This window comes from Actinoallomurus bryophytorum (genome assembly GCF_006716425.1).
Taxonomy (GTDB): Bacteria; Actinomycetota; Actinomycetes; order Streptosporangiales; family Streptosporangiaceae; genus Actinoallomurus; species Actinoallomurus bryophytorum.
On the sequence record NZ_VFOZ01000001.1, the window covers coordinates 1,899,778 to 1,921,346 of the forward strand.

Below are 21,569 nucleotides of genomic sequence, written 5' to 3' on the forward strand. Positions count from 1 at the left end.
CTGGATCCCTCGCGGCCGAACCTTGTCACCCGGAGTGAGTCCAAGACGGCGTCAGCGTCTTCGCGAGGAGGCCGTCACTCGAACGTGCGCTGTATGCGTTCCAGTTCCTCGACATGCTGCTTCATCGAGCGACTGAAAGATTCCTCGATCTGCTGGATCTGTTCCAGGGCCTTGTCAACGCCGAAATTTTTGGCGAACGGAATGCTGTCGCCGATTGCCTCGGTCAACATTTCCTGCCTCTTGTTCGCGGCATCCTTCTGTGCCGCTTGAACGGCCGCCACGATCTCACCGGCCAGCGCTTTCTCGTCGAGCCGCTTGATCCGCGGATTGAAGGTGACCGCCTTGACCCGCCCGCTGGCCTCCACGGCCGCATGGATCAGGCCGTCCGCGCCCTCGCCCTCACCGGTGATCTCGGCGAACCGATCCATCGCCTCCTGCAAGGGCCGCATCATGCCTGCTGCCTGTTCGACGGACCGCTCCAAGTCTTCGGGCAGGAAACCAGCCGGGTCGAAATCGGGCACCTCAACACCTCCCCGTGGAACGGCCGTACAGCACGCGACCTGGAAGCCCCGCTCACAGCACCGTAGCCGGACCTCACACGAGTCACCCAAGTCCGTTTTGAGCCTACATCTCCGGTACGGACGCGCCCTTGGGGCACGCGCATCCTCACACGTGACCGATGGCACAACATCTCCTCGGCCCACGTGATCGCCAGATCCCTTGAATCGTGTGACGACCACGTCGGACGCCCTACATGTGACGAGGCAGAGGCCGCACCTCACCGACTGTCACGACGCGAGTACGTCCGATTAACCGCAGCGCAGGCAGTCCCTTCTCTGTATCGATTCAGAATTGGGTGATCTGGTTTTCGCTGGACACTGGTGGTTTACTTTGCCGCAACGTACATCACGTGTAGGTAATGCGATGGAAACATTCACCGCTCGCAGACGGTACGTGCGTCACCGGTACGACCGTGGGCCGGGGACGCTGCACAGAGGAGGTTGCCGTGGCTCCACCACTTGAGGGATACCAGGTCCACTGGGAAGGGCTGTCCAAGGCCGCAAACGCCTGCTCCGACGCCGCGAAGAGCCTCTTCCCCGCTATCGATGCTTTCAGGTTGGGCGCCCAACCGACATCTCGGTGCTTCGGATTTATCGAAGGCGGATCCTCTGATGAGGTCGCCGCAGCGTACCAAGAGTTTTACAATGGGATGCTAAGCCACATGTCGCTAAGGCAAGATGCCCTGGAAGACTGCAGCAAAATGCTCCAGACCTCCGCGAGAAACTACAGTGACGCGGAGCCCGCAAAGCCCCTCCGGTAGGAACTCTGGGATTTCCAGGCAACCATATTTTGGTACCGCCTACCCACTTTAGTGAGCCTACGGAGGATGATTGATGTTCGAATGGATTCCTGATCTTATAAAGGTCCTCGAAAATTGCGTGGCCACGCTTGGGGATCACAATGATGAAAAACAGCTCAGGGACATGGCGCAAGAATGCCGCAATCTCGCCGGCAAGATACAGACGCTGCACGATGACAACATAACTTCGGCACAGCAGGGATTGACGGATTCTCAATGGGCCGGAGCCGCTCGCACCAACTTTGATGACTGGTGGAAAGATTACATCAATCCACCAGGCAACTCCAAGAACATCAGCGACGCTGAAGTCATCCAGCGATGCAACGAGGCCGCCAAGGCGCTGGACACAATCGCTGAGGCAGCCGGCCAGACCAAGCATGCATTTAACAAGCTTATTGCATCTGTGATTTTCTGGATGGGTGCGGGCGCCGCGTTGTCCGCCGTTTTTACATTGGCCGGAATGGCCGCAGCCTGGGCTGTCGAGACCAGGGTGCTGGCAACGGCCGGTGAGCTGACGTCGACGTTCGCGTCGATTCAGCGCATGGCCGCCGTCGTGCTCCGCCTCCTCAAGCCGTTCACGCTGTACGGAAGAGAAGCCGTCGGCAACCAGTCGGTTTTCCTCCGCGCGATGCAGGCCAATAAGACCGTCGGCCGCTGGTCTCTGGCAGGGAACCTTGGCGCGACGGTTTTGGCCAATGAGGTGTTCCAGGTGGGCAGCGCCGTGGTGGACGGCGTGCAGGGAAAGCCACACCAGTGGACCGATCCAACCGCGATGTCCATCAGCCAGATCGGAGATCTGCTCTTCATCGGCCGGTTCGGTGGCCTGACCGGCCCGGTCGGACAGACGGCGGGGCTCACGAAACTGGCTGCGAACAACTCACGCTTGCTCAACTTGGGTTTTGGTGCGGTCGCGGGTGTGGCTCCGCTCACCCTGATAGACACGGTCTTCGATCCCAAGCCCTTGTGGGACAGCAAAAACCCGCTGAACAGCATCGTGGTTCGCTGGGGCATGTCGGCTGCGGTGGCCGGCGGGTTCAACGCTTGGATCGGCAACAAATTCCCGGGTCCTGGGGGACTGAAAGAGATAGCAGTAAAGAATTCCCAGGACTGGCAGTTGATCGATCGCAAGCTACTGGATGAGTCGCACTCCTTCACGCCGGACGGACGACCTGTCGTACTGCAGTGGAAACCCAGTAGCCTCAATCCTTTCGATCAAGAACTCGTGCCGGTGGCCGTGGAGAAGACTCCTGTACAGGTCGGTAGCTACACGTCAAAGCCGGTCTCGGTGCTCAGTGAGGTTGACGCGTCGGCCCTGGCGGGAACCCACCGGCTGCTCAACACGAGTGTGGATCCAACTGTTCCCTATGAGTCTCTTGCGACCAACGCGACCTACAAGGTGCCCGGCCTGAGCCGGATTCCCATCCTCAATAGATTCAGTAGCTTTCATTACACATCGCCGGTCGATCCCTACGCCGCCCCGATCTGGATTCCCAAGGACTCCACTACGCCTCCGCCCTGGTTCGTCCAGAAGATGGACGCAGGGAAAACTATCTTCACTCCATTGACCGCACTGCCGATCAAGGCGACCGCGTTCAACAAGCTGCCGGGCACCATGGCGCAGAGCTCGCTCCTGAGCTACGAGCCGAGTATCGGCCTCGCGGGCATGCGTGCCTTCGCCACCGCCGGGCCCTCACCCCACATGGATCGGAACCAGTGGGACGTACCGACGCAGGCCGGTACCGCGCCCGCACCGCGATACCCGCAGCCGCCGTCCGTACCCGATCCGCCCCAGCCCCCGCCCACCCCGGCTCCACCCCAGACCGTCGGTGGCCAGAACGTCACCGTTAGCCGGTGGGGCTACAGCGACTACGACTCGCTGACGCACATCGCGGCGAAGGTTTATGGAGACGCCGGCATGTGGCGGGTCATCTACGATGCCAATCGCCACCTGATCGGCGATGATCCGGACATGATTCGCGATGGCATGGTCCTGAAAATCCCGACGATTCCGGATCCGGCGGCCAAGAGCTCACACTGAAGCCGATGACCGGTCGGCCACGTTCAGCACGCATGAAGTCGCGTTCGACCGCAGGCGCCGCCGGCTCCGAGCGAAGGGATTCTCTGGGGTGTTCGACTTCAACCCGTTCAATCTCCGGCCTGAGGATCTCGAGCGAGCCGCCGACGAGGCCGAGAAGACGATGCGTCGTCTGGAGCAAGTGCAAGAGGAGCTCAGCGGGGTCACCGGCAAAGGCGAGAGCGGGGACGGAATGGTCCATGCCGTCACCGACGCGAACGGTCTGCTGGAGGAGATCGTTATTAAACCGCGCGCCCTGCGGATGCCCAGCGAGGACCTGGCCGAGGGAGTGACAGTGGCGATTCGGGCGGCTCAGGAGGATGCCGAGCGCCGAGGCAACCAGATCGTCCACGATGTGATCGAGGACGGTGGGGGTCCGTTGCCCGGCATGCCAGGCCCGCCGCCGAAGGATCGGCGAGAGTAGACCGCGTAGACCAACCGGCCCCTCACTGGCCATGGCTCGTGTCGAGCGGCTCGGCCGGTGTGGCGTCGTCGGTGCGACACTCCTACTACGCGCTGTAGTACTACGGCGGATAGGATGTGGTGTGTGAAGGGTCTTGGAGAGCTTGAACGCACGGTCATGGAGGTTCTGTGGCACCGGGACAACGGCGCCACGGCACGCGAGGTCGGGCGTGCGCTCGCCGACGAACGTGACCTCGCGCATACGACGGTGATGACGGTGCTCGACCGGCTCGCCAAAAAAGGTTTCCTCGTACGGGAGCGCGAGGGGCGCGCTTGGCGCTACCGTCCGATCGCGACCAGGGAAGCGTACGTCGCCGAGTTGATGCTGGGCGCGCTCAGCATGACCGGTGACCGCGACGCGGCCCTGGCTCACTTCGCACGCTCGGTGTCGGGCGACGAGGCGGAACTCCTGCGCCGCGTCCTCGATGAGGTGGAAGGGACATAACCGGCATGACCGGCACGGCCCTGCTCGCCCTGATGGCGGCCGGAAGCGCGCTCGGTGCGCATCTGCTGACCCGCGCCCGGTGGACCTGGCGCACGCCCCGCACCGCGATCGCGCTCTGGCAGGCGCTCGGCCTCGCCTGGGGCCTCGCCTCCATCGGCACCCTGCTCGGCTTCGGCGTCGCCCCGTACGGCCAGGGCATCCTCGTCGGCGTGGCGCGTACCTTCGAGGACCCCGGGGTACTGTCATCGGTCCGGCTCGCCGCGGTCGCCGCCGGGCTGATGCTCGCGCTCCTGCTCATCGGCGTCCTGCTGGTCGCCATCGCGGCCGTCGTCCGCGCGCGGCGGCGCCATCGCGCGCTGCTGGCCCTGGTCGCCCACGGCGACCCGGACGTGCCCGGCACCCTCGTCCTGGACCATCCGGTCGCCGCCGCCTACTGCGTTCCGGGCGTACGTTCCTCCCAGGTCGTGGTCAGCGCAGGCACGCTCGAGCTGCTCGCCCCGTACGAACTGGCCGCGGTGCTCGCGCACGAGCGGGCCCACGCACGCGAACGCCACGATCTTGTCCTGCTGCCGTTCACTTCGCTGCGCCGGATCTTCCCGCAGTCGAGCATCGTCGCCCGCACCCTCGACGCGGTCGAGCTGCTCATCGAGATGGCGGCCGACGACCGCGCGCGCCGGCACCGCCCGGCCAAGGAGCTCGCCACGGCGCTGCTGAGGTTCGCCTCCGCCGGATCCGCGCCGACGCCGGTCGGCACACTCGGCGTCATCGGTGCCGACGAGACCAGTCCGATCCTCGTGCGCGTGCGGCGGCTGCTGGCACCGGCGCCGCTGCCCCGGCCGATGCGCGGCGCGATGCTCGCCGGTGCCACCCTCGTCGCCGTGCTTCCGTTAATCCTCTACGCCATCCCCACCTGAGACCCGCCCGTCGCCGGAGTCGCCTGTGGGTCGGTGATCCCGCCGGGACAGGCGAGCCCGATGACGTCCCACCCGGCGCGGTCGGCCCCGGCCTGATAGGCGCTTTCATAGAAGGACAGGACGGTGGCGCGCGGATCGGCCTCGGCACGCGCGTCGTCGTACCGCAGGACGGCGAGATGACCGCCCCGCTGTTCGATCCACCGCGCGGACGCGGGTAGCAGCGGCTCGTCCCCGAGCCCGGCGGGCTCGGGAGCGGTGTAGGAGTAGAAGGCCGGTTCGGGGAAGGCGTCGTCGCCGAACCAGAAGCCGGAACTGATCACCTGTCGGGAGTACGCCTCCCGGGTCACCGGGTCGTTCTCGGGCGGCTGGTCCACCATCCGGTCGGAGAACCGCGTGCAGGCGATGTCGAAGGTGTGCCAGAAGTGGTGCACCGGGCTGACCTTGCCCGAGAAGCGCGCGGCGAACTCCTCCAGGACGAGGTTCACCTGACTCAGGACCTGCCAGTACCGGGTGACTTGAAGCGGGTCGTAGCTCGCGTGTTCGGTGTCCTCGGCGAACGGCCGCTCAGAGTCGGGCAGGTCGAACGGCCGCGGTATGGCCGGCTCCACCTGGACGCCCAGGCTCGCCAGCGCCCCCATGGTCTCCTGGTAGAAGGACGCGACGGACCGCCCGGGAAGCGAGAACGACACCGCACGCCCGTCCATCGTCGTGACGAGCAGCCGGTGGCCGATGAGGTCGAAGTCGATGGTGAAGATCGGGTTGCCGTCGACCTGCCCCATCGGGCGGGTGGTCAGACCCTGCCCGGTGAGATGGAACGGCACTCCCCACCAATGGTTGCGACGGACGCCGGCGGCCAGCCGGATCTTGCCGACGATCTGGGCGAATCGGTGAAGTGTGGCTTTCGTGTCCTGCCATTCGGCCAGCGGCATGGCGGGGAAGGATTCCATGGCATCGATGTTCCCCCATCCCGGCGGATCAGCCGACCGTTTCGAACTCCCGCGGGGCCGCTTCCTCGCTCCGGGGCGGCGCCGGGCGTCGCCGCCCGGGGAACCACCAGTTCGCATGGCCGAGCAGGCTCATCAGCGCGGGGACGAGCATGAGGCGCACCACGGTCGCGTCGACGGCGACGGCCGATGCCAGGCCGATGCCCATCATCTTCACCATCGTGTCCGGCTGGCCGAGGAAGCTCAGGAAGACGCAGATCATGATCAGCGCGGCCGAGGTGATGAGCCGGGCGGTGGACCCGATGCCCGTGACGACACTCTCGTGCGGGTCGCCGGTGCGCAGATACTCCTCCCGCACGCGGGACAGCAGGAACACCTCGTAATCCATCGACAGCCCGAAGACCAGCGCGAACATGAAGAGAGGCACGAACGACACGATCGGCATCGGCTGGTCCAGCCCGAGCAGGCGTATCCCCCAGCCCCACTGGAAGACCGCGGTGACGACGCCGTACGAGGCGCCGATCGACAGCAGGTTCATCAGCGCGGCCTTGAGCGGCACCAGCACCGAGCGGAACGCGATGACCAGCAGGACCAGCGCGACGCCGACCACCACCGCGACGACGTAGGGCATGCGCTGCTTGACGATGGTGGCCATATCGATGATCGCGGGCGACTCGCCGCCGACGTAGGCGCGCGACCCCGGGTAGGACTTCACCACCGGCGGGATCACGTCCTGGCGGAGCTTCCGGACCAGGTCCGCGGTTGCCGCGGCCTGCGGTGGCGAGCCGGGTATCACCGTCACGATCACGCTGTCCCCCGCGACCACGGGAGACAAGACCGCCGCCACGTTGTGGACGCCGCGGAACCTCCGCCGCAGATCCTCACCCAGCCTTTTCGCCTCCGGGTTCGGAGCGGGCCGGTCGTCCGGGCTGACCTCCAGCCGCCCGCCGGGCTCGCGGCGCAGCTCCGTCCAGCCCTTCGCCGTCTTGGTGGACTCGGCCGACCGCGTCGGCGCCGCGGGAGCCGGAACGGCGGCGACGACCGCGAACGGGCTGTACCAGCCGGGCCCGAACTCCTTGGCCGTCACGTCGTACGCCCGCCGCGCGCTGTTGGAGTGCGGCAGGGTGCTGTCGGCCATGATGCCGAAACGCAGGGTGAGGACCGGGATCGCGAGGAAGAGCAGGAACAGCGTCGCGGCGATCGCGTACGGCCAGGCGTGCCCGTCCACATGCCGCCCCCAGCGCTCCCATCGGTCGGTGGCCTTGTCCGGCCGTAGGCGCGGCAGCCGGTACCGGTCGATTCCGGTGCCGAGCGCGCCGAGCACCGCGGGCAGCAGGGTGAGCGCGCCGGCCACCATGAGCGCGACCGCGACCGCGCTGGCCAGGCCGATGATCCCGATGAACGTGATGCCGGAGAACCACAGCCCGCAGATCGCGAACACGACCGTGCCACCGGCGAAGACCACGGCGTGCCCCGAGGTCGCCAGCGCGCGGCCGATGGAGGTCTCCACCTCCATGCCGTCGGCCAGCTGCCGCCGGTGCCGTGTGACCACGAACAGCGCGTAGTCGATGCCGGCACCGAGACCGAGCATCGCCGCGACCATCGGCGCGGTCGGATGGACCTGGAACAGCGACGCGCCGAAGTGGATCAGGGAGTACGCCACCGCCATCACGACGAGGGAGACCACGATCGGCACCCCGGCGGCCAGCAGCGACCCGAAGGCCAGCAGCAGCACGCCCAGCGCCAGGACGACGCCGATGCCCTCCTCCGGACCGGCCTTCGGCTGGTTCAGGATCAGCGAGACGATGCCGCCGTAGTCGACGTCGACCCCGGCGAGCCGTGCGGGCTCGGTGGCCTCGTCCAGGGCGCGCATGTCGCTGGGCCCGAGGTCACGTGCGGTGCCCTTGAGATGCGCGACCGCGACGACGGCGTTCGGCCCCTTGGCTCCCCCGGTGCCGCCGTAGGGGTTCTCGACGGTGGCCACGCGTGGCAGCTCGCCGATCTGCTTGATGGCCTGCCCGACCTGGACGGCGACGCGCCAGTCGGTCATCGAGACGCCGCGCTGCGGATGGAAGACGATGGTGGCGGTCGGCCCGGTCACGTCGGGGAAGTTGTGCCGGAGCAGGTCGATCGAGCGCTGGGTCTCGGTACCGGGCAACCGGTCCTGCTGGACGAAGGTCCCGCCGCCGGTCGCCCCGAGAACCACCGCCGCGACCGCGACCGCGCCCCAGACCGCGAAGACCCACCGCCGGTTCCGGGCACAGAACCGCCCAATCCGCTCCAGTATCCGTGCCATGAGACAAGGACAGCATGGCGCCAAAAAAGGTGCAACGCCTGCAAAGTCGCATCGAGTGTATATATTGGTGAAATGGATCACATGGGGCTGAGGGAGCGGAAGAAGCTGCGCACCCGCGGGGCCATCGCCGGAGCCGCCCTTCGCCTGTTCGACCAGCGCGGCTACGAGGAGACCACGATCTCCGACATCGCCGCGGCGGCCGAGGTGTCGCCCCGCACGTTCTTCAGTTACTTCCCGTCAAAGGACGACGTGGTGTTCGCGGAGATGGACGAGCGCCTGGCCGACGTGCGCGCCGGGCTCGCCGAGCGACCTGGTGGCGAGACGCCGCTGGCCACGTTCCGCCGAGTCACCGAGGCGCTCCTGCGGGCGATCTCGGCCGAAGATGGTGAGTACGGCGCGATCCAGGTCGCCCTGATCCGCGAGCGCCCTTCCCTTCAGGCGATGGCACTCAAGCGGCTGTCGGACGCCGAGGACGGCTTCGTCGACGTCCTGCGCGAGATCGCCCCCGAGGTCGACGACGTGACCGCCGTGACCGTCATCGGGGTGGCCTTCGGCGGCCTGCGAGCGGCGATCATGTACTGCCGGGCCCAGGGGTACGGCCCGGACCGCACCCGCGAGGCGGCCGAGCGCGCCCTCGCGATCGTGGAGCAGGTCCTCGAGTCGATCCCCGGCATCACCCGGCCGGGCCCCGCCTGAGCGTCATTCACCCATCGGCCGCGGTATTCCACCGCCGCCTCGCCGACCTGCGCGTCACCTCGCCCGACTCCGTTCGACCTGGCTCCTCGAACAGATGCGAACAGGCTCGAACAGCACAATTCCTTGTAACTCGGACGGTCCAGTCACTAGAGCTATGACCACCGATCGCGACTCGCGAAAGGTGACGGCGAAAGTGCCCGACCCCCGAAAAAGGAGAGGTGCCATGAACATCGCTCGAAAATCGCTCATCCCCCTGCAACTCGCCACGCTGGCGATGGCCGGTCTGGCCGGCGCCGGAACCGCGCACGCGGCCTCCGACGCCGCGCCGCTCTCGGCGGAGGTGTCCGCGCAGAGCTGTGGGAAGACCCCCGCGAAGAACTCACACCTGTCGCGCGCCACGATGCTCAAGCGCGGCAAGAGCTGGGTCACGGCCAAGGTCCCCTACTCCCAGACCGGCACGTACTGCAACGGGTACGGCCGCTACCGCAGGGACTGCTCGGGCTTCGTCTCGATGGCCTGGGGCCTGCACACCTCGTACTGGACCGGCAGCCTGCTCGGAGTCTCCAAGAAGGTGTCGAAGAGCAAGCTCACCGCCGGTGACGCTCTCACCCACTACGCGACGAGTACGGCCCGCGGCCACGTCGTCCTCGTCGTCTCCAAGAGCTCGAAGGGGGTCAACGTCTACTCCGAGCCGCACTCCGGCAGCCACGCCCAGAAGCAGTACTGGTCCTGGTCCTACGTCAAGGCCAACCACTACTACGGCATCCGCTACAAGAACGTGAAGTAGGCGCAAGATGGGGACCGTTCACGGGCGCAACGGTCCCCATCGCGTCATTCACCGTTCAATTCTGAGTGGGGACAAATGACGACCATCCGGATAGGACGCGATAGGTTTCGCGTCGTGCCCTTTGAGAGCTCGGCCCCGGACCCCCGTCATGCGGCCTCTCCGGCCGAGTTCGTCGCCCAGTTACGGCGGCTCAAGGCGTGGTCGGACCTGACCTACCGCAGACTCGAGAAAGAGGCGATGCGACGCGGCCACGTCCTGCCGCACAGCACCATCGCCACGGCGCTCAAGCGTGACTCGCTCCCACGTACCGAACTCCTCGCGGCGCTGGTGAGCGCGTGCGGCTGCGACGAGGAGACCGTGGCCCTCTGGGTCGCGGTGCGCCAGCGGCTGAACACCGGCGACGGCGCCGCCGCACCCACCTTTTCGCCGGCCACGCCGTATGACGCCGGCACGGCCCACCCGGCCGATGGCAGTGACCACCTTCAGGACACCGGCCCGGCCCGGCCGCCCGATGACGCGGGCACACCCCCGGTGCCGGTACGGCCGCGTGACGCCGGGCCGCCCGGCGCCCGGCCCGGTCTCGCCCGGCGGATCGGCCGGATGGCGCCCCTCGCGGCGATGCTGCTGGCGGGAATGGTGGTCCTCGGCGCCTCGTCCCGTCCGGAGCAGGGCCATCCGGAGCAGGGCCGTCCTCAGGCCGGGGATCCCGCGACGGCCGCGAGCACGCCCTTGCCGTCGCCGGCGGCCTGGTGGCGCTTCGAGGAGACCGGCGGCTCCACCGCGTACGACTCCTCCCGTCACGGCGCGGACGCGGCGATCGGCGGTGGCGCGACCCGCACGGCGGCCCCCGGCGGCCACGCACTGACGTTCGACGGCGGCGGCCATGTGACGGCACGCGGGCCCATCGTCCGCACCGACGAGCCCTTCACGATCACGGCATGGGTACGCCTGGACGAGACCGACGACTGGGGCACCGTCGTCAGCGAGCACCATGGCGCGAAAGCACCGGACGTCGCGTTACTGGACTACGACGCCGAGCACCGGGACTGGGCGTTCATGATGCCCGACCGCCGCAAGGGGTGGGCGATGGGCAAGGAGACCGTCTTCGCCGGCCTGCGGCCCGTACCCGCGCGATGGACCCATCTCGCCGTGGTCCATGATCCTGCCGACCGGCGCGTCTGCCTGTACGTCGACGGCGCACTCGAGGCGTGCCGGACGCGCGCCTCCCTGACCCGCGCGAACGGCCCGCTGGACATCGGACGGGCGATTCATGACGGTGAGCCCGTCGACGGCTGGCACGGCGCCATCGACGACGTGCGCGTCTTTCCCGCCGTACTCGACCGCGCGCAGGTCGGCGCGGTCGCCGGGCACCGCGCCTGACGGGTCGCGGTCAGTCCTCGATCCTGATGCGCACGCGGCGGAAACCGCGGCCCTTGTTCTCGACCTTGGCGACGCGCAGGCGGCCGATCTGGCGGGTGGAGGCCACGTGGGTGCCGCCGTCGGCCTGGGTGTCCAGGCCGACGATGTCGACGATGCGGACCTCCTCCACGTCCTCGGGGACGAGGTTGGTCGCGGTGCGGATGATGTCGGGGATCTCGAACGCCTCGGCGCGCGGCAGGGTCCGGACGTCGATGCGCCGGTCGGCGGTGATCTCGGCGTTGCAGGCCTCCTCGACGGCCTCCTTGAAGCCGGGCGGCACCTCGGGCAGGTTGAAGTCCATCCGTGCCACGCCGGGCTCCATGTTGCCTCCCGTCACGAGGCAGCCGTAGTCGCGGAAGACGACGCCGCACAGAACGTGGAGCCCGGAATGTGTCCGCATGAGACTGGTGCGTCGATCGTCCTCTACCGCCGCGCGTACGGGTGTACCCGCAGGTGGGATGGGGTCACCTTCGGCGGGGACGAGGCAAAGATCCTCACCTTTTCGGACTCCGGCGATGTGAGTCTGCACTCCCTGCCACAGCAAGACCCCAAGATCGGCTGGTTGTCCTCCGCCGCCTGGATAAAATGCGGAACGGTCGAGGACGATCCCCTCGGGGCCGGACTCGAGTACGACCGCCTCCCACTCACGTAGTGTCTGGTCGGCCAGCTCGAGTCGTCGTGTCCGATGCGTCGTCGCCATAACGGTCACCATAGAACGCCCGGGAACCGGGCGCGGGCTAAGGAGCGGCATGAGACGACGCGTGGTGTGCAGCGTCGCCGCCGTTGCCGCTCTCCTCGCGTCCGCGGGGTGCGGAGGCACGGCGCGCAGGGCACGTGCGGACAGTTCTCCCACCAAGCCCGTGTCCCACCACACGCCCGTCGTGATGTTCCTCGGCGACAGCTACACGACCGGCCGTCTCGGGCAGGTCCCGGAGCTCACCTACGCCGCCGACACGGCGCGTACGCTCGGCTGGCAGGTCATCATCGGCGGCTACCGGGGCACCGGGTTCGTGTCCAAGGGACACATCGACAAGAACTTCCTCGACCTGTTCGTCGAGCAGCTCGCCTGGCGGCCCGCGCCCGACCTGGTGATCGTGTCGGGCGGCCACAACGACCAACTCCACTCACCCGAGGCGGTGGCCGAAGGTGCCCGGCAGCTGCTGACCACGATCAAGCACACCTGGACGGGGACCCGCGTGCTGGTCGTGGGTCCGATGTGGGGCGGCGACCCCACGCCTCCGGTCGAGGACGTGCGCGATGCGCTGGAGGGGGTCGCCGGCGAGCAGCACGTGCCCTTCATCGACCCGCTCGGAGAGCGCTGGATCACCGGGGACCGCGTCCAGGGCACCGGCAACGCGTCGAGGTACATCCTGCGCGACGGCATCCACCCGAGCACCGTGGGCGCGCGCTACATCGCCACCCGGCTCGTCGCCGACCTGCGCACCCTCAAACTCGCCAAGCCGTAGGGACTTACCAGGGCCCGTACGGGCCCGAGGAGGACGACCCGCCGCGGCCGTACTGCCGGACCGCCGGGCGCACGTCGGCGAGGTAGACCGCGGCACCGATGAAGCCGATGACGGGCAGCATCTGGATGATCGAGACGAGCTGGACCGCGCCTGCCAGACCGAACAGCAGCGCGATCCCCAGAATGATCAACCAGAGGTTCTTGGTGAGCTTGCCTGCGGCCGTGTAGGCACCGGCCGGACGTCGTACGGCGTCGGCGAAAGCCCACACCTCCACGACGAACGCGACGATCGCCACGGCCCAGAACAGGTAGGCCACGACACCCTGGGCTCCTCCGAGCACGGCTGACTCCCTGCGGTGGGCGGCGCCGGAACGCCGCGACATCTCTCCCTGACGGCCCCAGCGTATGCGCTTCGCCGGGGCCAGGACCGTTTCGAAGACGGAAAACGTACGGGCCCGGGCGGTCGTCCCGCCCGGGCCCTCATGCTGGAGCCGCCGAAATCTCCGGCGGCCGACCGGTCACCTCGACTCAGGTGCCGACCTTCTTCGACGCGTCGCCGGTGGCCTTGGCGGCCGAGCGAACCGTGCTCTTGGCGGAGCCGGCGGCCGTACGTGCCCTGCGGACCGTGGCCTTGGCCGACTCCTCGAGCTCCTGCGTGGCCTTCTGGCGGTCGACGCGGCTGACGATGCGCTTGCCGCGCTCGGCCAGCCCGTCGTAGACCTCGACGGCGCGCGTGCCCACGTGGGTCACGTACGCGACGGCGGCGCCGCCGATGTCCTTCGGGTCGGTCTTCTCCTGAAGCTTGTTCAGGCGGTCCGGCACCTCGCGCAGCTTCTCGACGGCGAGGTCGCCGGCACCGGCGGCGACGTAGAAGGCCTTGCTGTCACGCAGCTTGTCGGTGATGGTCATCGTGCTTCTCATCCTTCCGGTGGGGTCATTCGGGTGGCGGCCTCCGCAGGGTCCCCCTCTTCCTTACGGAACGACTCGTAGATGTCGAGGAGCACCTGCTTCTGCCTCTCCGACAAGGCCACATCCGCGCGGATGGCGGCCTGGACGTCCGTGTCGGACTCGCGCTCATCGAGGATCCCGGCCTGTACGTACAGGACCTCGGCGGAGATGCGCAGACCTTTGGCGATCTGCTGCAGGATCTCCGCGCTCGGCTTTCGCAGCCCGCGCTCGATCTGGCTCAGGTACGGGTTGGAAACACCCGTGGCCTCGGCCAGCTGACGCAGCGAGACCTTGGCCCGCTGACGCTGCTCCCGGATGTAGTCCCCGATGGAGCCGACTTTGGAAGTCGCCATGTGTCTACTGTGCGTCGCTCTGCTTGCTATTGCAAGCAGAGTTGCAAGCACTTTCGGTGAGACGAGTCACATCGCGATCATGCTCGGCGCGACGCCGCGACTCAGGAGGCGCCGCTGATGCGGGCCGTCGCGAGATCCAGCTCGGCGTCGGTCAGCGGTGGCTCGGGCAGCGGGTGCGCGTGCTCGGCGCGGTAGGCGTCGAGCATCAGGTGCAGATGGCGGCGCCAGGCGCGCGGCGCGATGCCGTAGGTCGCCTCGATGATCCGGCTGTGCGACCAGACGAGGATGGTCATGTCCTGGAGTACGAGGTCGCGGCGCACCACGCCGCACTCCTGGGCGCGGACGAGCAGCCGTCCCCACAGCTCGTTGACGCGGTCGCGCACCTCGGCGGCCTCACCGGTCGCCGGCCGGTTGAACGACGCCAGGTCGTTGAACCCCCGGTCCTCGGCCTGGAGCCCGCACAGCGTCTCCAGGAACAGCAGGAAGCCCTCCCACGCGTCGTCCAGCTCGAGCCCGCGTTCACCGGCGTCCACCACGATCCGCAGCTTGTCGGCGAACACCGCCCGCACGAGGTCGCCCCGGGTGGGGAAGTGACGGTAGAGCGTGCCGATGGCGACGCCCGCCGCGCGGGCCACTCCCTCCAGCGAGGCGCCCAGCCCGTGCTCGGCGAACGCCTCGCGGGCGGCGGCCAGCAGGGCGTCGCGGTTGCGCCTGCCGTCCCGGCGCAGGGTGCGGGGGCCTTCCGGGCCAGAGGTCATGCCCTGAGCGTACCAACCGGAGGGGGTCCTCATATTCCGTGCTACGGTTTCCCTGAACATGAGGGGGGCCTCCCTTTATCGGCCGACAGGAGCTCACGTGACCACGGATCAGTCACCGCCGAGGAGCAGGGCGATGCGCTACCAGACCTTCGGCCGCCTGACCGGCCTTCGGGTGTCGGAGTTCGCCCTCGGCACCGCGATCTTCGGCAACGGCCCCGGCGCGCGCACCGGGCCCGAGGAGGCCCGCGCGATCTTCGAGGCCTTCGCCGAGGCCGGCGGCACCTTCATCGACACCGCCGACGCCTACCAGTCCGGCGACGCGGAGGAGCTCGTCGGGGAATTCCTGGACGGACGCCGTGACGACTTCGTCGTCGCCACCAAGTACACGAGGAACGCCACGCACGGATCCGGCGCGAACGCCACGGGCAACAGCCACCGGAACGCCGTACGGTCGCTGGAGAGCAGCCTCAAACGGCTGCGCACGGATCATGTGGATCTGTACTGGGTGCACCTGCCCGACGGCGTCACCCCGATGGAGGAGATCCTCGGCGCGTTCGACGACCTGAAGCGCGCGGGCAAGATCCTGCACGGCGGCCTGTCGAACTTCCCGGCATGGCGCGTGGCCGCCGCGGCGGCGACCACCGCGCTGCGCGGCGGCGGACCGCTCGTGGGCGTTCAGGAGGCGTACAGCCTGAGCGACCGCGGCGCGGACCGCGACCTGTTGCCCGCGGCCGAGGCGTTCGGGCTCGGCACGTGCCTCTACTCGCCGCTGGGCGGCGGACTCCTCACCGGCAAGTACCGCCGCGGCGCCGACGGCCGGCTGGCCGCGTGGGGCGCCGGCGTGCAGGTCGAGGACACCGAGCACCGGACCGCCGTCCTCGACACCGTCCTGGCGGTGGCCGAGGAGATCGGCACCACCCCGGCGCAGGTGGCGGTCGCCTGGCTCGCCGGCCGCGCGGCACGCTCCACGACGGCACTGGTGCCCGTCGTCGGCCCGCGCACCCTCGGGCAGCTGCGCGAGTACCTCGCCGCGCTGGATCTGGAACTGAGCGCCGAGCAGTACGACCGGCTCGACCGCGTGAGCGCGGTCGGCCACGGGAACCTCCAGGAGCTCGCCTTCGGCGGCGACGCACAGCGGTTCCACAGGCACCCCGTGCCCGTCGTGTGAACGCCCGCGGTCAGGAGACGTCGGAGGCGGGGACCGTCCACGTGTCACAGGCCGACAGGGCGCCGTCGCGGTAGCCCTTGACCACCCAGCCGGCGTAGTGCCGCCCGGATCCGTGGTCGCGCAGGTCCGGCCTCGACTCGTCGTCGCCGCGCGCGCGATTGTCTGCGACCATCGCGCGGTACTGGGCCTGGGTCATCGGCAGCGTGCGGCGCTCGGCGGACAGGAACGCCCCGGCGAAGCACTGTGCCTGCAGCTCGATCCGCCGGCTCGCCTCGGCACGCGCGTCGGTGTCGCCGGAGGCCATCAGCCGGTGCCCGTACTCCAGGATCCCGGCGTCCTCCTGCACGTGGTGGCCGTACTCGTGGGCGATCACCCGGGCGTACACGCCGTAGTGCGAGACCGGCTCGCCGCCGGCCGTGTCGACGACATTGCTGAGGCCGACGTACATCGTGTCGTTGACCGGACAGTAGAACGCGGAGGCGCCGGGGGCCGGGTAGGACCCGCACGGGCTGCTGCCCGGCATGCTCCAGAAGACCCGCTGCGGTGCGGTGAACCCCTTGACCCCCGCCTTGGCGAACTGCCGGTTCCACGCGTCGTCCAGGCAGTTGGAAAGCGTTTGGAGGAACTTCAGCATCGACCGGTCGTCGTGCTCGGCGATCTTGGGCAGCCGGCATTCGACGCGCGGGAGGGTGCCGCTGCTGTACAGCGGGCCCGAGAGGGCCTGCGTCTGGCTGCCCGCCCGCAGCCGGCTCCCGTTGGTTCCGGCACCCGGCTCTCGGCCGCTCCCGGCGACCCAGAACCCGACGACCGCCACCACGAACAGCGCCGCGACGCCGCCCAGAGCCCCGATGACCACGGCGCTCGCGGTACGCCGCGGGCGGCGGGCGGGCCGGTGGTAGCCGTAGTTCTGCGATCGGGGCGACGGCACGGACGGCGGAGGGTGCGGCGCGGAACCACTCGGCGAAGGCGAACGATCGGGGCCTGCCACGCGCTCTCCGTCCCTCCTCGCGATCGGGTTCCCGCTGGCACCGGTCCCGACGGACGGGAGGCGGCCGCGACCAGAATCATCGCATAGCACGGAAAAACCGGATCACTCGCTGTCGCGTACGTCGTGCTCATGAGAGCCCGCGCCGCCTGGAGGCCGCTCACCACACGCGTCCTGCTCCGCGCCGACTCTGAGCGGCAGGACGTTCACCGGTACGCTGTGCGCCCATGCTGGTACGGACGCGGCTCCTCCTCGCCCCCGCCGCCGCGGCGGGGCTTCTCGCCTGCGCGGTGCCGGCCCATGCGGAGGCTTCGGGGCAGGTCGTCTCCGACGACATCGCGCTCACCGCGTCCTCCGACGGCACCCTCCACGCCAAGGAGACGGTGACCTTCCAGGGCAGCGGCGTGAAGAGGGCCTTCGTCCGTCTCAAGCACGTCGACGACCGCCAGGACCGCCTCTTCGAGCTGGCCGACGTGCGGGGCGGCACCGTCACCACCGAGGCCGAACGCACGATCGTGACGCCGTCGGGGGGCGGTCCCGGCCAGCACACCGTGAAGCTGTCCTACACCGTGCGGGGCACGATGACGCCGCTGTCCGGACGGCAGGAGCTGAACTGGGTCGCCGCGGGCGGCTGGAACGTCCCGGTGGCGCAGACCGAGGTGACCGTCGAGTCCGGCGCCGCCGTGCAGGACCTCAACTGCTTCGCCGGCGAGCTGGACAGCACGGTGGGCTGCACGCAGTTCTTCACCAACCACACGCACGTGCAGGCGGAGTTCCGGCAGGAGAGCCTCCAGCCGGGTGAGTTCCTCACCATCGTGATCGGGTACCCGCCCGGGACGACGTCGGGCAAGCCGATGCTCGACCAGCGGCACACCCTGGCCGCGGCGTTCACGGTCAACCGGGTGACGGGAGCCGCCCTCGTCGGCCTCCTCGTGCTGCTCCTCGGCGGAATCGCCCTGCTCTACTCCACCCGCGGCCGTGACGCCCGCATCGTCAGCAAGAAGGCGGCCGAGGGCGACCACGCTCCGGTGGACGACGGGGAGTTCTCACCCCCGGACGGTGTACGGCCCGGCCAGATCGGCACACTCATCGACGAGCAGGCCGACGTCATCGACGTCACCGCCACCATCATCGACCTGGCCGTACGCCGCTACCTGCTGATCGAGGAGCTGTCCCGCGAGACGTACGGCCGTCTCGACTGGCAGCTGCGCCGCCTGGACCGGCCCGGCGACGACCTGATGCCCTACGAGCGGCTTCTCCACGACGCCCTGTTCACCGGGCGTGAGGTGGTGCGCCTCTCCGAGCTCGGCGGCACGTTCGCCGGCGAGCTGTCGGCGGTACGCGGCGCGCTGTACGAGGACGTCGTACGGCAGGGCTGGTTCACCCGGCGGCCCGACTCCGAGCGCACCCGCTGGACCACCACCGGAACGGTGCTCGCCACGCTCGGCGTCATCGGCACGATCGGGCTGGCGCTGTACACCCACCTGGCTCTCATCGGCCTGGCGTTGATCATCGCCGGGGCGGCGCTGGCAATCGGCGGCCAGTACATGCCCGCCAAGACCACCCGCGGCGCGACCGTGCTCGCCCACACGCTCGGCTTCCGCGCGCACCTCTACCGCGGCGAGGCGCCCGACGCCTCGTCCGGGGACCGTATCGCCCTGTTCTCGCGCTACCTCCCGTACGCGGTGGTGTTCGACTCGGTCTCGCGCTGGGCGGGGACGGTGGCCGACGTCGGCGGCGACGGCGAACGGGCCGACAACCTCTACTGGTACGAGGGTCCAGCCGAGTGGGACCTGTCCAACTTCGCCGAGTCGATGCGCAGCTTCACCCTGGCGACCTCGGGCGCGATCTCGGCCTCCCGGCAGTTTCGCACCCTGTCCTGACCGGGTGACCGCGCCGGCGACCTGACCAATAGGTCAAAGGCCGGAAATGTCCAGTTTTATGAGGACCTTACCTTTGCATTGTGTCATCGGGATATTACGCCGGGATACTGGAAGCTGTAGAGGACCACGAGAGCGCCGATACTAATGGGTCTCGTGCCAATTCCGGTAACAAGGAGACGACGTGCGAAAAAAGCTAAGCGCCGCCGCTGGCCTGGTGACCATTTCAGCAGCCGGCGCCCTGATCATGAGTTCACCCGCCTTCGCGGAGGGCGACATCGCCTCGATCACTGGCGCACCCGTCGTGGCCGGCCCCGCTTCGGCCACCGCCGGGCAGGCGCAGTCGCTGGTCGCGAACGCGCGTACGGTGACCAGGGACGAAGGGCGTAGGCGGTATCGCCACCGCCGGCACCGCCACCACCGGCGTCACCACAGGCACCACCGCCACCACCGGTACCACCACCACCGCGGCTGGTAGGAACCACGGACCAGCAGGGACAAAGGGCCGGCCTAGCGGCAACAATTCCGAGTCATCGTCGATGAGGAGAACTGTCACCGTTATTGTCAGACCCTGCTCGCTCGAATTGGGCGAATATCCCCGAGACCGGGCGCCGACCATGGCGCCCGGCTCGCCGTACTAACGGCGATCGAACTCTCCAAGGTTCTCGACCGATTCCACCAGCCCCGCCCATGCCTCTTCGGTGTCGGAGGAATGCTCATGGGGTGCGCGGAACCAGTCGACGTAGCTGGACACCTCTTCAAGGTCCCAGCGGAGCCGGTAGAGCATGAGGGCCGAGTCGCTGGGTGTCCTTCCGGTGGCCTCGGCGTACCGCTTGAGGTCCTCTGGGCTCTCTGCGACGGACCACAGGTCGCGTTCGGGCGGCGCTAGGCCGACCGTGTCCCAGTCGATCAGCAGGTAGCGGCCTTCGTGCCACAGAAGGTTGCCCTCGTGCGGCTCGCCGTGGGTGAGGACGGGTGCGCCACCGCCTCTGCCGAGGTCCTCGACCAGCCCGTCGAACTCCGCCACCCGGCGCCGGATGGCGGTGGAGTGCGTGGAGAGCAGAGTTCTGGCGGGCTCGGCGAACGGCCCGCTCCCCCATTGGACCGCGTCGTCGAGGGCGCTCTCCAGGAGGCTGCGCATCGACAGCCCGGGATCGAGCACGGGCACCGATGCCGGAGCCGCCTGACGATGCAACTCGGCGAGCAGATCCAGGACGGCGTGGCGTTCGCGTGAGGTCCATGGCCGGTCGGAGTCCCCGGGGGTGCCGTCCACGAAGGGGAAGACGCTGAGGGCGTACCGGGGCCCCAGCCGGCGGACGGTCTCGCCTCCGGCGGCCCGCAGAGGCGCCACCACGAAATCCAGGCGTCCCTCATCGCGTAGGGCCGCGGCGGACTCCATGGCCCGGGTCAGGCTCCGTAGAGCGGCGTGCGAGTCCGGCTCGCCCTTGAGGTCCAGGTCGGCGACGGTGAGGAACCACTTTCTCCCGGCGTCACCGGCAGCGATCCAGTGATGGTCGCCGAAACCGACCGGGGCGTACTCCAGCGAGGTCCCGCCGATTCCCCAGTCGCCCAGGGCCTGGAGCAGCCGCTCCTCGTCAAGATCTTTGGGTCGCGTCCTCATGGCCGATCACGGTAGGCGCTCACGGCCGGCTCCGCACCGCGATATCGCCTCGCTCGAACCTCGCTCAGAACCCGACCGCGCGGATCTCTCCCACGATCGACTCGCCACCGTGCACCGGCCCCGTGGTCAGCTCCGGGGGAACACCGTCCGCGCCCAGGGCGCGCAGCGTGGCGACGGTCACCGGGGTACGTGCACGAGCCGCCCCGTCATCGATCTTGACCGCGCCGGCGCGGCCGTCCGCGAGGGCGAAGGCGTCGACGCCCTCCGCGCCGCCCTTGACGAGCAGGCCCGGAACGGCCTCCATGAGCCGGCGTTCGTCACGGTCGGTGCCCGACGTCCACTGCGGATGGGCGCGCATCGCGTCGGCGACCCGGCGTTCGGGGGTGCCGGGCGCGGCGAGCACGAGCGCGCGGAACGCGCGGGCCAGGCCGGTCAGGGTGACGGCGAACAGCGGCGCACCGCATCCGTCCACGCCCGTCGCGGCGATCTCGTCGCCGGTCAGCTCGGCCACGGTCTTGTTGATCGCGACCTGCAGCGGATGGTCCGGGTCCAGGTAGGACTCGGTCGGCCAGTGGTTGATGACGCAGGTGGCGAGCATCGCGGAGTGCTTGCCGGAGCAGTTCATCCGCAGCCGGGACTTGTCGCGGACGACGGCGAGCTCGGGATCGATCGGCCGCGCCGGAGGGCATTGGAGGTCCTCGGGGGTCAGCCCGGCCCCGGCGAGGATCTTCTGCACGCCCTCGACGTGGAAGTCCTCCCCGGAGTGACTGGCCGACGCGAGCGCCAGGAGTTCGCCCTCGAGACCGAGACCGAGCCGCAACATCGCGGCCGCCTGCATCGGTTTGTTGGACGAACGCGGGAAGATCGGCTCATCGACGGTCCCCAGGCGTACCACCGCCGATCCGTCGGCGGCCAGCCCGGACACCGATCCGCGGTGCCGCGACTCCACGAAACCGGAACGTTCCACTTCGATGATGACGGGATTCATCTTCCC

The 21,569-nt window shown here is 68.8% G+C and carries 22 protein-coding genes; 11 read left to right on the forward strand and 11 right to left on the reverse strand.

Annotated features, from left to right (window positions below):
• Positions 1–74 precede the first annotated feature (74 nt).
• On the reverse strand, positions 75–521 hold the full coding sequence (locus FB559_RS08960) for a YbaB/EbfC family nucleoid-associated protein (protein WP_141955168.1): 447 nt from the start codon (positions 519–521) through the stop codon (positions 75–77).
• Between the two features lie 873 nt (positions 522–1,394).
• Here FB559_RS08960 and FB559_RS08965 point away from each other — a divergent pair.
• The 4 genes from FB559_RS08965 (at position 1,395) to FB559_RS08980 (ending at position 5,255) form a co-directional block, all read left to right on the forward strand.
• Positions 1,395–3,398, forward strand: a complete 2,004-nt coding sequence (locus FB559_RS08965; protein ID WP_141955169.1) for a hypothetical protein — start codon at positions 1,395–1,397, stop codon at positions 3,396–3,398.
• Positions 3,399–3,486: 88 nt separating this feature from the next.
• Positions 3,487–3,858, forward strand: a complete 372-nt coding sequence (locus FB559_RS08970; RefSeq protein ID WP_141955170.1) for a YbaB/EbfC family nucleoid-associated protein — start codon at positions 3,487–3,489, stop codon at positions 3,856–3,858.
• A gap of 123 nt (positions 3,859–3,981) precedes the next feature.
• A complete protein-coding gene (locus tag FB559_RS08975; RefSeq protein WP_281286239.1) occupies positions 3,982–4,341 on the forward strand; it encodes a BlaI/MecI/CopY family transcriptional regulator in 360 nt (119 codons plus the stop codon).
• 5 nt (positions 4,342–4,346) lie between these two features.
• Entirely contained in the window at positions 4,347–5,255 is a 909-nt protein-coding gene (locus FB559_RS08980; protein ID WP_141955172.1) for a M56 family metallopeptidase, read from the forward strand.
• On the opposite strand, the gene FB559_RS08985 is transcribed toward FB559_RS08980, so the two are convergent.
• Both FB559_RS08985 and FB559_RS08990 read right to left on the reverse strand, forming a co-directional pair.
• Positions 5,237–6,202, reverse strand: a complete 966-nt coding sequence (locus FB559_RS08985; RefSeq protein WP_141955173.1) for a DUF5996 family protein — start codon at positions 6,200–6,202, stop codon at positions 5,237–5,239. The two genes, FB559_RS08980 and FB559_RS08985, sit on opposite strands and share 19 nt — an antisense overlap.
• Before the next feature lie 28 nt (positions 6,203–6,230).
• Positions 6,231–8,495, reverse strand: coding sequence for an MMPL family transporter (locus FB559_RS08990; RefSeq protein ID WP_141955174.1), 2,265 nt, complete (start codon positions 8,493–8,495; stop codon positions 6,231–6,233).
• Between the two features lie 72 nt (positions 8,496–8,567).
• On the opposite strand from FB559_RS08990, the gene FB559_RS08995 reads away from it, so the two are divergent.
• From FB559_RS08995 to FB559_RS43735, 3 genes are all read left to right on the forward strand, one after another.
• Positions 8,568–9,191, forward strand: a complete 624-nt coding sequence (locus FB559_RS08995; RefSeq protein WP_141955175.1) for a TetR family transcriptional regulator — start codon at positions 8,568–8,570, stop codon at positions 9,189–9,191.
• Positions 9,192–9,414: 223 nt separating this feature from the next.
• Positions 9,415–9,978, forward strand: coding sequence for an NlpC/P60 family protein (locus FB559_RS09000; protein ID WP_141955176.1), 564 nt, complete (start codon positions 9,415–9,417; stop codon positions 9,976–9,978).
• A gap of 114 nt (positions 9,979–10,092) precedes the next feature.
• The gene (locus FB559_RS43735; RefSeq protein WP_185792107.1) at positions 10,093–11,358 is read left to right on the forward strand and encodes a LamG domain-containing protein; all 1,266 of its coding nucleotides are present in this window, start codon (positions 10,093–10,095) and stop codon (positions 11,356–11,358) included.
• 10 nt (positions 11,359–11,368) lie between these two features.
• On the opposite strand, the gene FB559_RS44520 is transcribed toward FB559_RS43735, so the two are convergent.
• Complete coding sequence (locus tag FB559_RS44520) at positions 11,369–11,797, reverse strand: alanyl-tRNA editing protein (RefSeq protein WP_221639929.1); 429 nt, start codon at positions 11,795–11,797, stop codon at positions 11,369–11,371.
• A gap of 349 nt (positions 11,798–12,146) precedes the next feature.
• Here FB559_RS44520 and FB559_RS09015 point away from each other — a divergent pair, with 349 nt between their 5' ends.
• Positions 12,147–12,863: an SGNH/GDSL hydrolase family protein gene (locus FB559_RS09015; RefSeq protein ID WP_141955178.1), complete on the forward strand. Its 717-nt coding sequence runs from the start codon at positions 12,147–12,149 to the stop codon at positions 12,861–12,863.
• Between the two features lie 4 nt (positions 12,864–12,867).
• Here the strand turns inward: FB559_RS09015 and FB559_RS09020 are convergent, their stop codons facing one another.
• The 4 genes from FB559_RS09020 to FB559_RS09035 form a co-directional block, all read right to left on the reverse strand.
• Positions 12,868–13,203, reverse strand: a complete 336-nt coding sequence (locus tag FB559_RS09020) for a DUF2516 family protein (RefSeq protein ID WP_246121459.1) — start codon at positions 13,201–13,203, stop codon at positions 12,868–12,870.
• A gap of 187 nt (positions 13,204–13,390) precedes the next feature.
• Complete coding sequence (locus FB559_RS09025) at positions 13,391–13,771, reverse strand: hypothetical protein (RefSeq protein ID WP_246121461.1); 381 nt, start codon at positions 13,769–13,771, stop codon at positions 13,391–13,393.
• A gap of 8 nt (positions 13,772–13,779) precedes the next feature.
• Positions 13,780–14,163 carry a helix-turn-helix domain-containing protein gene (locus tag FB559_RS09030; RefSeq protein ID WP_141955181.1) on the reverse strand — a complete coding sequence of 128 codons (384 nt, stop codon included), beginning with the start codon at positions 14,161–14,163 and terminating at the stop codon, positions 13,780–13,782.
• A gap of 101 nt (positions 14,164–14,264) precedes the next feature.
• Entirely contained in the window at positions 14,265–14,921 is a 657-nt protein-coding gene (locus tag FB559_RS09035) for a TetR/AcrR family transcriptional regulator (protein ID WP_141955182.1), read from the reverse strand.
• Between the two features lie 97 nt (positions 14,922–15,018).
• Here FB559_RS09035 and FB559_RS09040 point away from each other — a divergent pair, with 97 nt between their 5' ends.
• Positions 15,019–16,089, forward strand: a complete 1,071-nt coding sequence (locus tag FB559_RS09040; protein ID WP_221639930.1) for an aldo/keto reductase — start codon at positions 15,019–15,021, stop codon at positions 16,087–16,089.
• Positions 16,090–16,099: 10 nt separating this feature from the next.
• Here FB559_RS09040 and FB559_RS09045 read toward each other — a convergent pair whose 3' ends face one another.
• Entirely contained in the window at positions 16,100–17,017 is a 918-nt protein-coding gene (locus FB559_RS09045; RefSeq protein ID WP_246121462.1) for a neutral zinc metallopeptidase, read from the reverse strand.
• Between the two features lie 284 nt (positions 17,018–17,301).
• On the opposite strand from FB559_RS09045, the gene FB559_RS09050 reads away from it, so the two are divergent.
• A complete protein-coding gene (locus FB559_RS09050; RefSeq protein ID WP_141955184.1) occupies positions 17,302–18,957 on the forward strand; it encodes a DUF2207 domain-containing protein in 1,656 nt (551 codons plus the stop codon).
• Between the two features lie 181 nt (positions 18,958–19,138).
• On the forward strand, positions 19,139–19,432 hold the full coding sequence (locus tag FB559_RS09055) for a hypothetical protein (RefSeq protein WP_185792108.1): 294 nt from the start codon (positions 19,139–19,141) through the stop codon (positions 19,430–19,432).
• A 159-nt stretch (positions 19,433–19,591) separates the two neighbouring features.
• Here the strand turns inward: FB559_RS09055 and FB559_RS09060 are convergent, their stop codons facing one another.
• Both FB559_RS09060 and FB559_RS09065 read right to left on the reverse strand, forming a co-directional pair.
• Positions 19,592–20,575, reverse strand: a complete 984-nt coding sequence (locus FB559_RS09060; RefSeq protein WP_185792109.1) for a phosphotransferase enzyme family protein — start codon at positions 20,573–20,575, stop codon at positions 19,592–19,594.
• A 64-nt stretch (positions 20,576–20,639) separates the two neighbouring features.
• The gene (locus FB559_RS09065) at positions 20,640–21,563 is read right to left on the reverse strand and encodes an asparaginase (protein ID WP_141955185.1); all 924 of its coding nucleotides are present in this window, start codon (positions 21,561–21,563) and stop codon (positions 20,640–20,642) included.
• Between the last annotated feature and the right edge of the window lie 6 nt (positions 21,564–21,569).

What these genes read in the sequence shown, in the direction of transcription:
- FB559_RS08965 (WP_141955169.1), top strand. Translation starts at nt 1,395, where the DNA reads ATGTTCGAATGGATTCCTGATCTTATAAAGGTCCTCGAAAATTGCGTG.
- FB559_RS08980 (WP_141955172.1), top strand. Translation starts at nt 4,347, where the DNA reads ATGACCGGCACGGCCCTGCTCGCCCTGATGGCGGCCGGAAGCGCGCTC.
- FB559_RS08985 (WP_141955173.1), bottom strand. Translation starts at nt 6,202, where the DNA reads ATGGAATCCTTCCCCGCCATGCCGCTGGCCGAATGGCAGGACACGAAA.
- FB559_RS08990 (WP_141955174.1), bottom strand. Translation starts at nt 8,495, where the DNA reads ATGGCACGGATACTGGAGCGGATTGGGCGGTTCTGTGCCCGGAACCGG.
- FB559_RS08995 (WP_141955175.1), top strand. Translation starts at nt 8,568, where the DNA reads ATGGATCACATGGGGCTGAGGGAGCGGAAGAAGCTGCGCACCCGCGGG.
- FB559_RS09000 (WP_141955176.1), top strand. Translation starts at nt 9,415, where the DNA reads ATGAACATCGCTCGAAAATCGCTCATCCCCCTGCAACTCGCCACGCTG.
- FB559_RS44520 (WP_221639929.1), bottom strand. Translation starts at nt 11,797, where the DNA reads ATGCGGACACATTCCGGGCTCCACGTTCTGTGCGGCGTCGTCTTCCGC.
- FB559_RS09015 (WP_141955178.1), top strand. Translation starts at nt 12,147, where the DNA reads ATGAGACGACGCGTGGTGTGCAGCGTCGCCGCCGTTGCCGCTCTCCTC.
- FB559_RS09025 (WP_246121461.1), bottom strand. Translation starts at nt 13,771, where the DNA reads ATGACCATCACCGACAAGCTGCGTGACAGCAAGGCCTTCTACGTCGCC.
- FB559_RS09030 (WP_141955181.1), bottom strand. Translation starts at nt 14,163, where the DNA reads ATGGCGACTTCCAAAGTCGGCTCCATCGGGGACTACATCCGGGAGCAG.
- FB559_RS09035 (WP_141955182.1), bottom strand. Translation starts at nt 14,921, where the DNA reads ATGACCTCTGGCCCGGAAGGCCCCCGCACCCTGCGCCGGGACGGCAGG.
- FB559_RS09050 (WP_141955184.1), top strand. Translation starts at nt 17,302, where the DNA reads ATGCTGGTACGGACGCGGCTCCTCCTCGCCCCCGCCGCCGCGGCGGGG.
- FB559_RS09060 (WP_185792109.1), bottom strand. Translation starts at nt 20,575, where the DNA reads ATGAGGACGCGACCCAAAGATCTTGACGAGGAGCGGCTGCTCCAGGCC.
- FB559_RS09065 (WP_141955185.1), bottom strand. Translation starts at nt 21,563, where the DNA reads ATGAATCCCGTCATCATCGAAGTGGAACGTTCCGGTTTCGTGGAGTCG.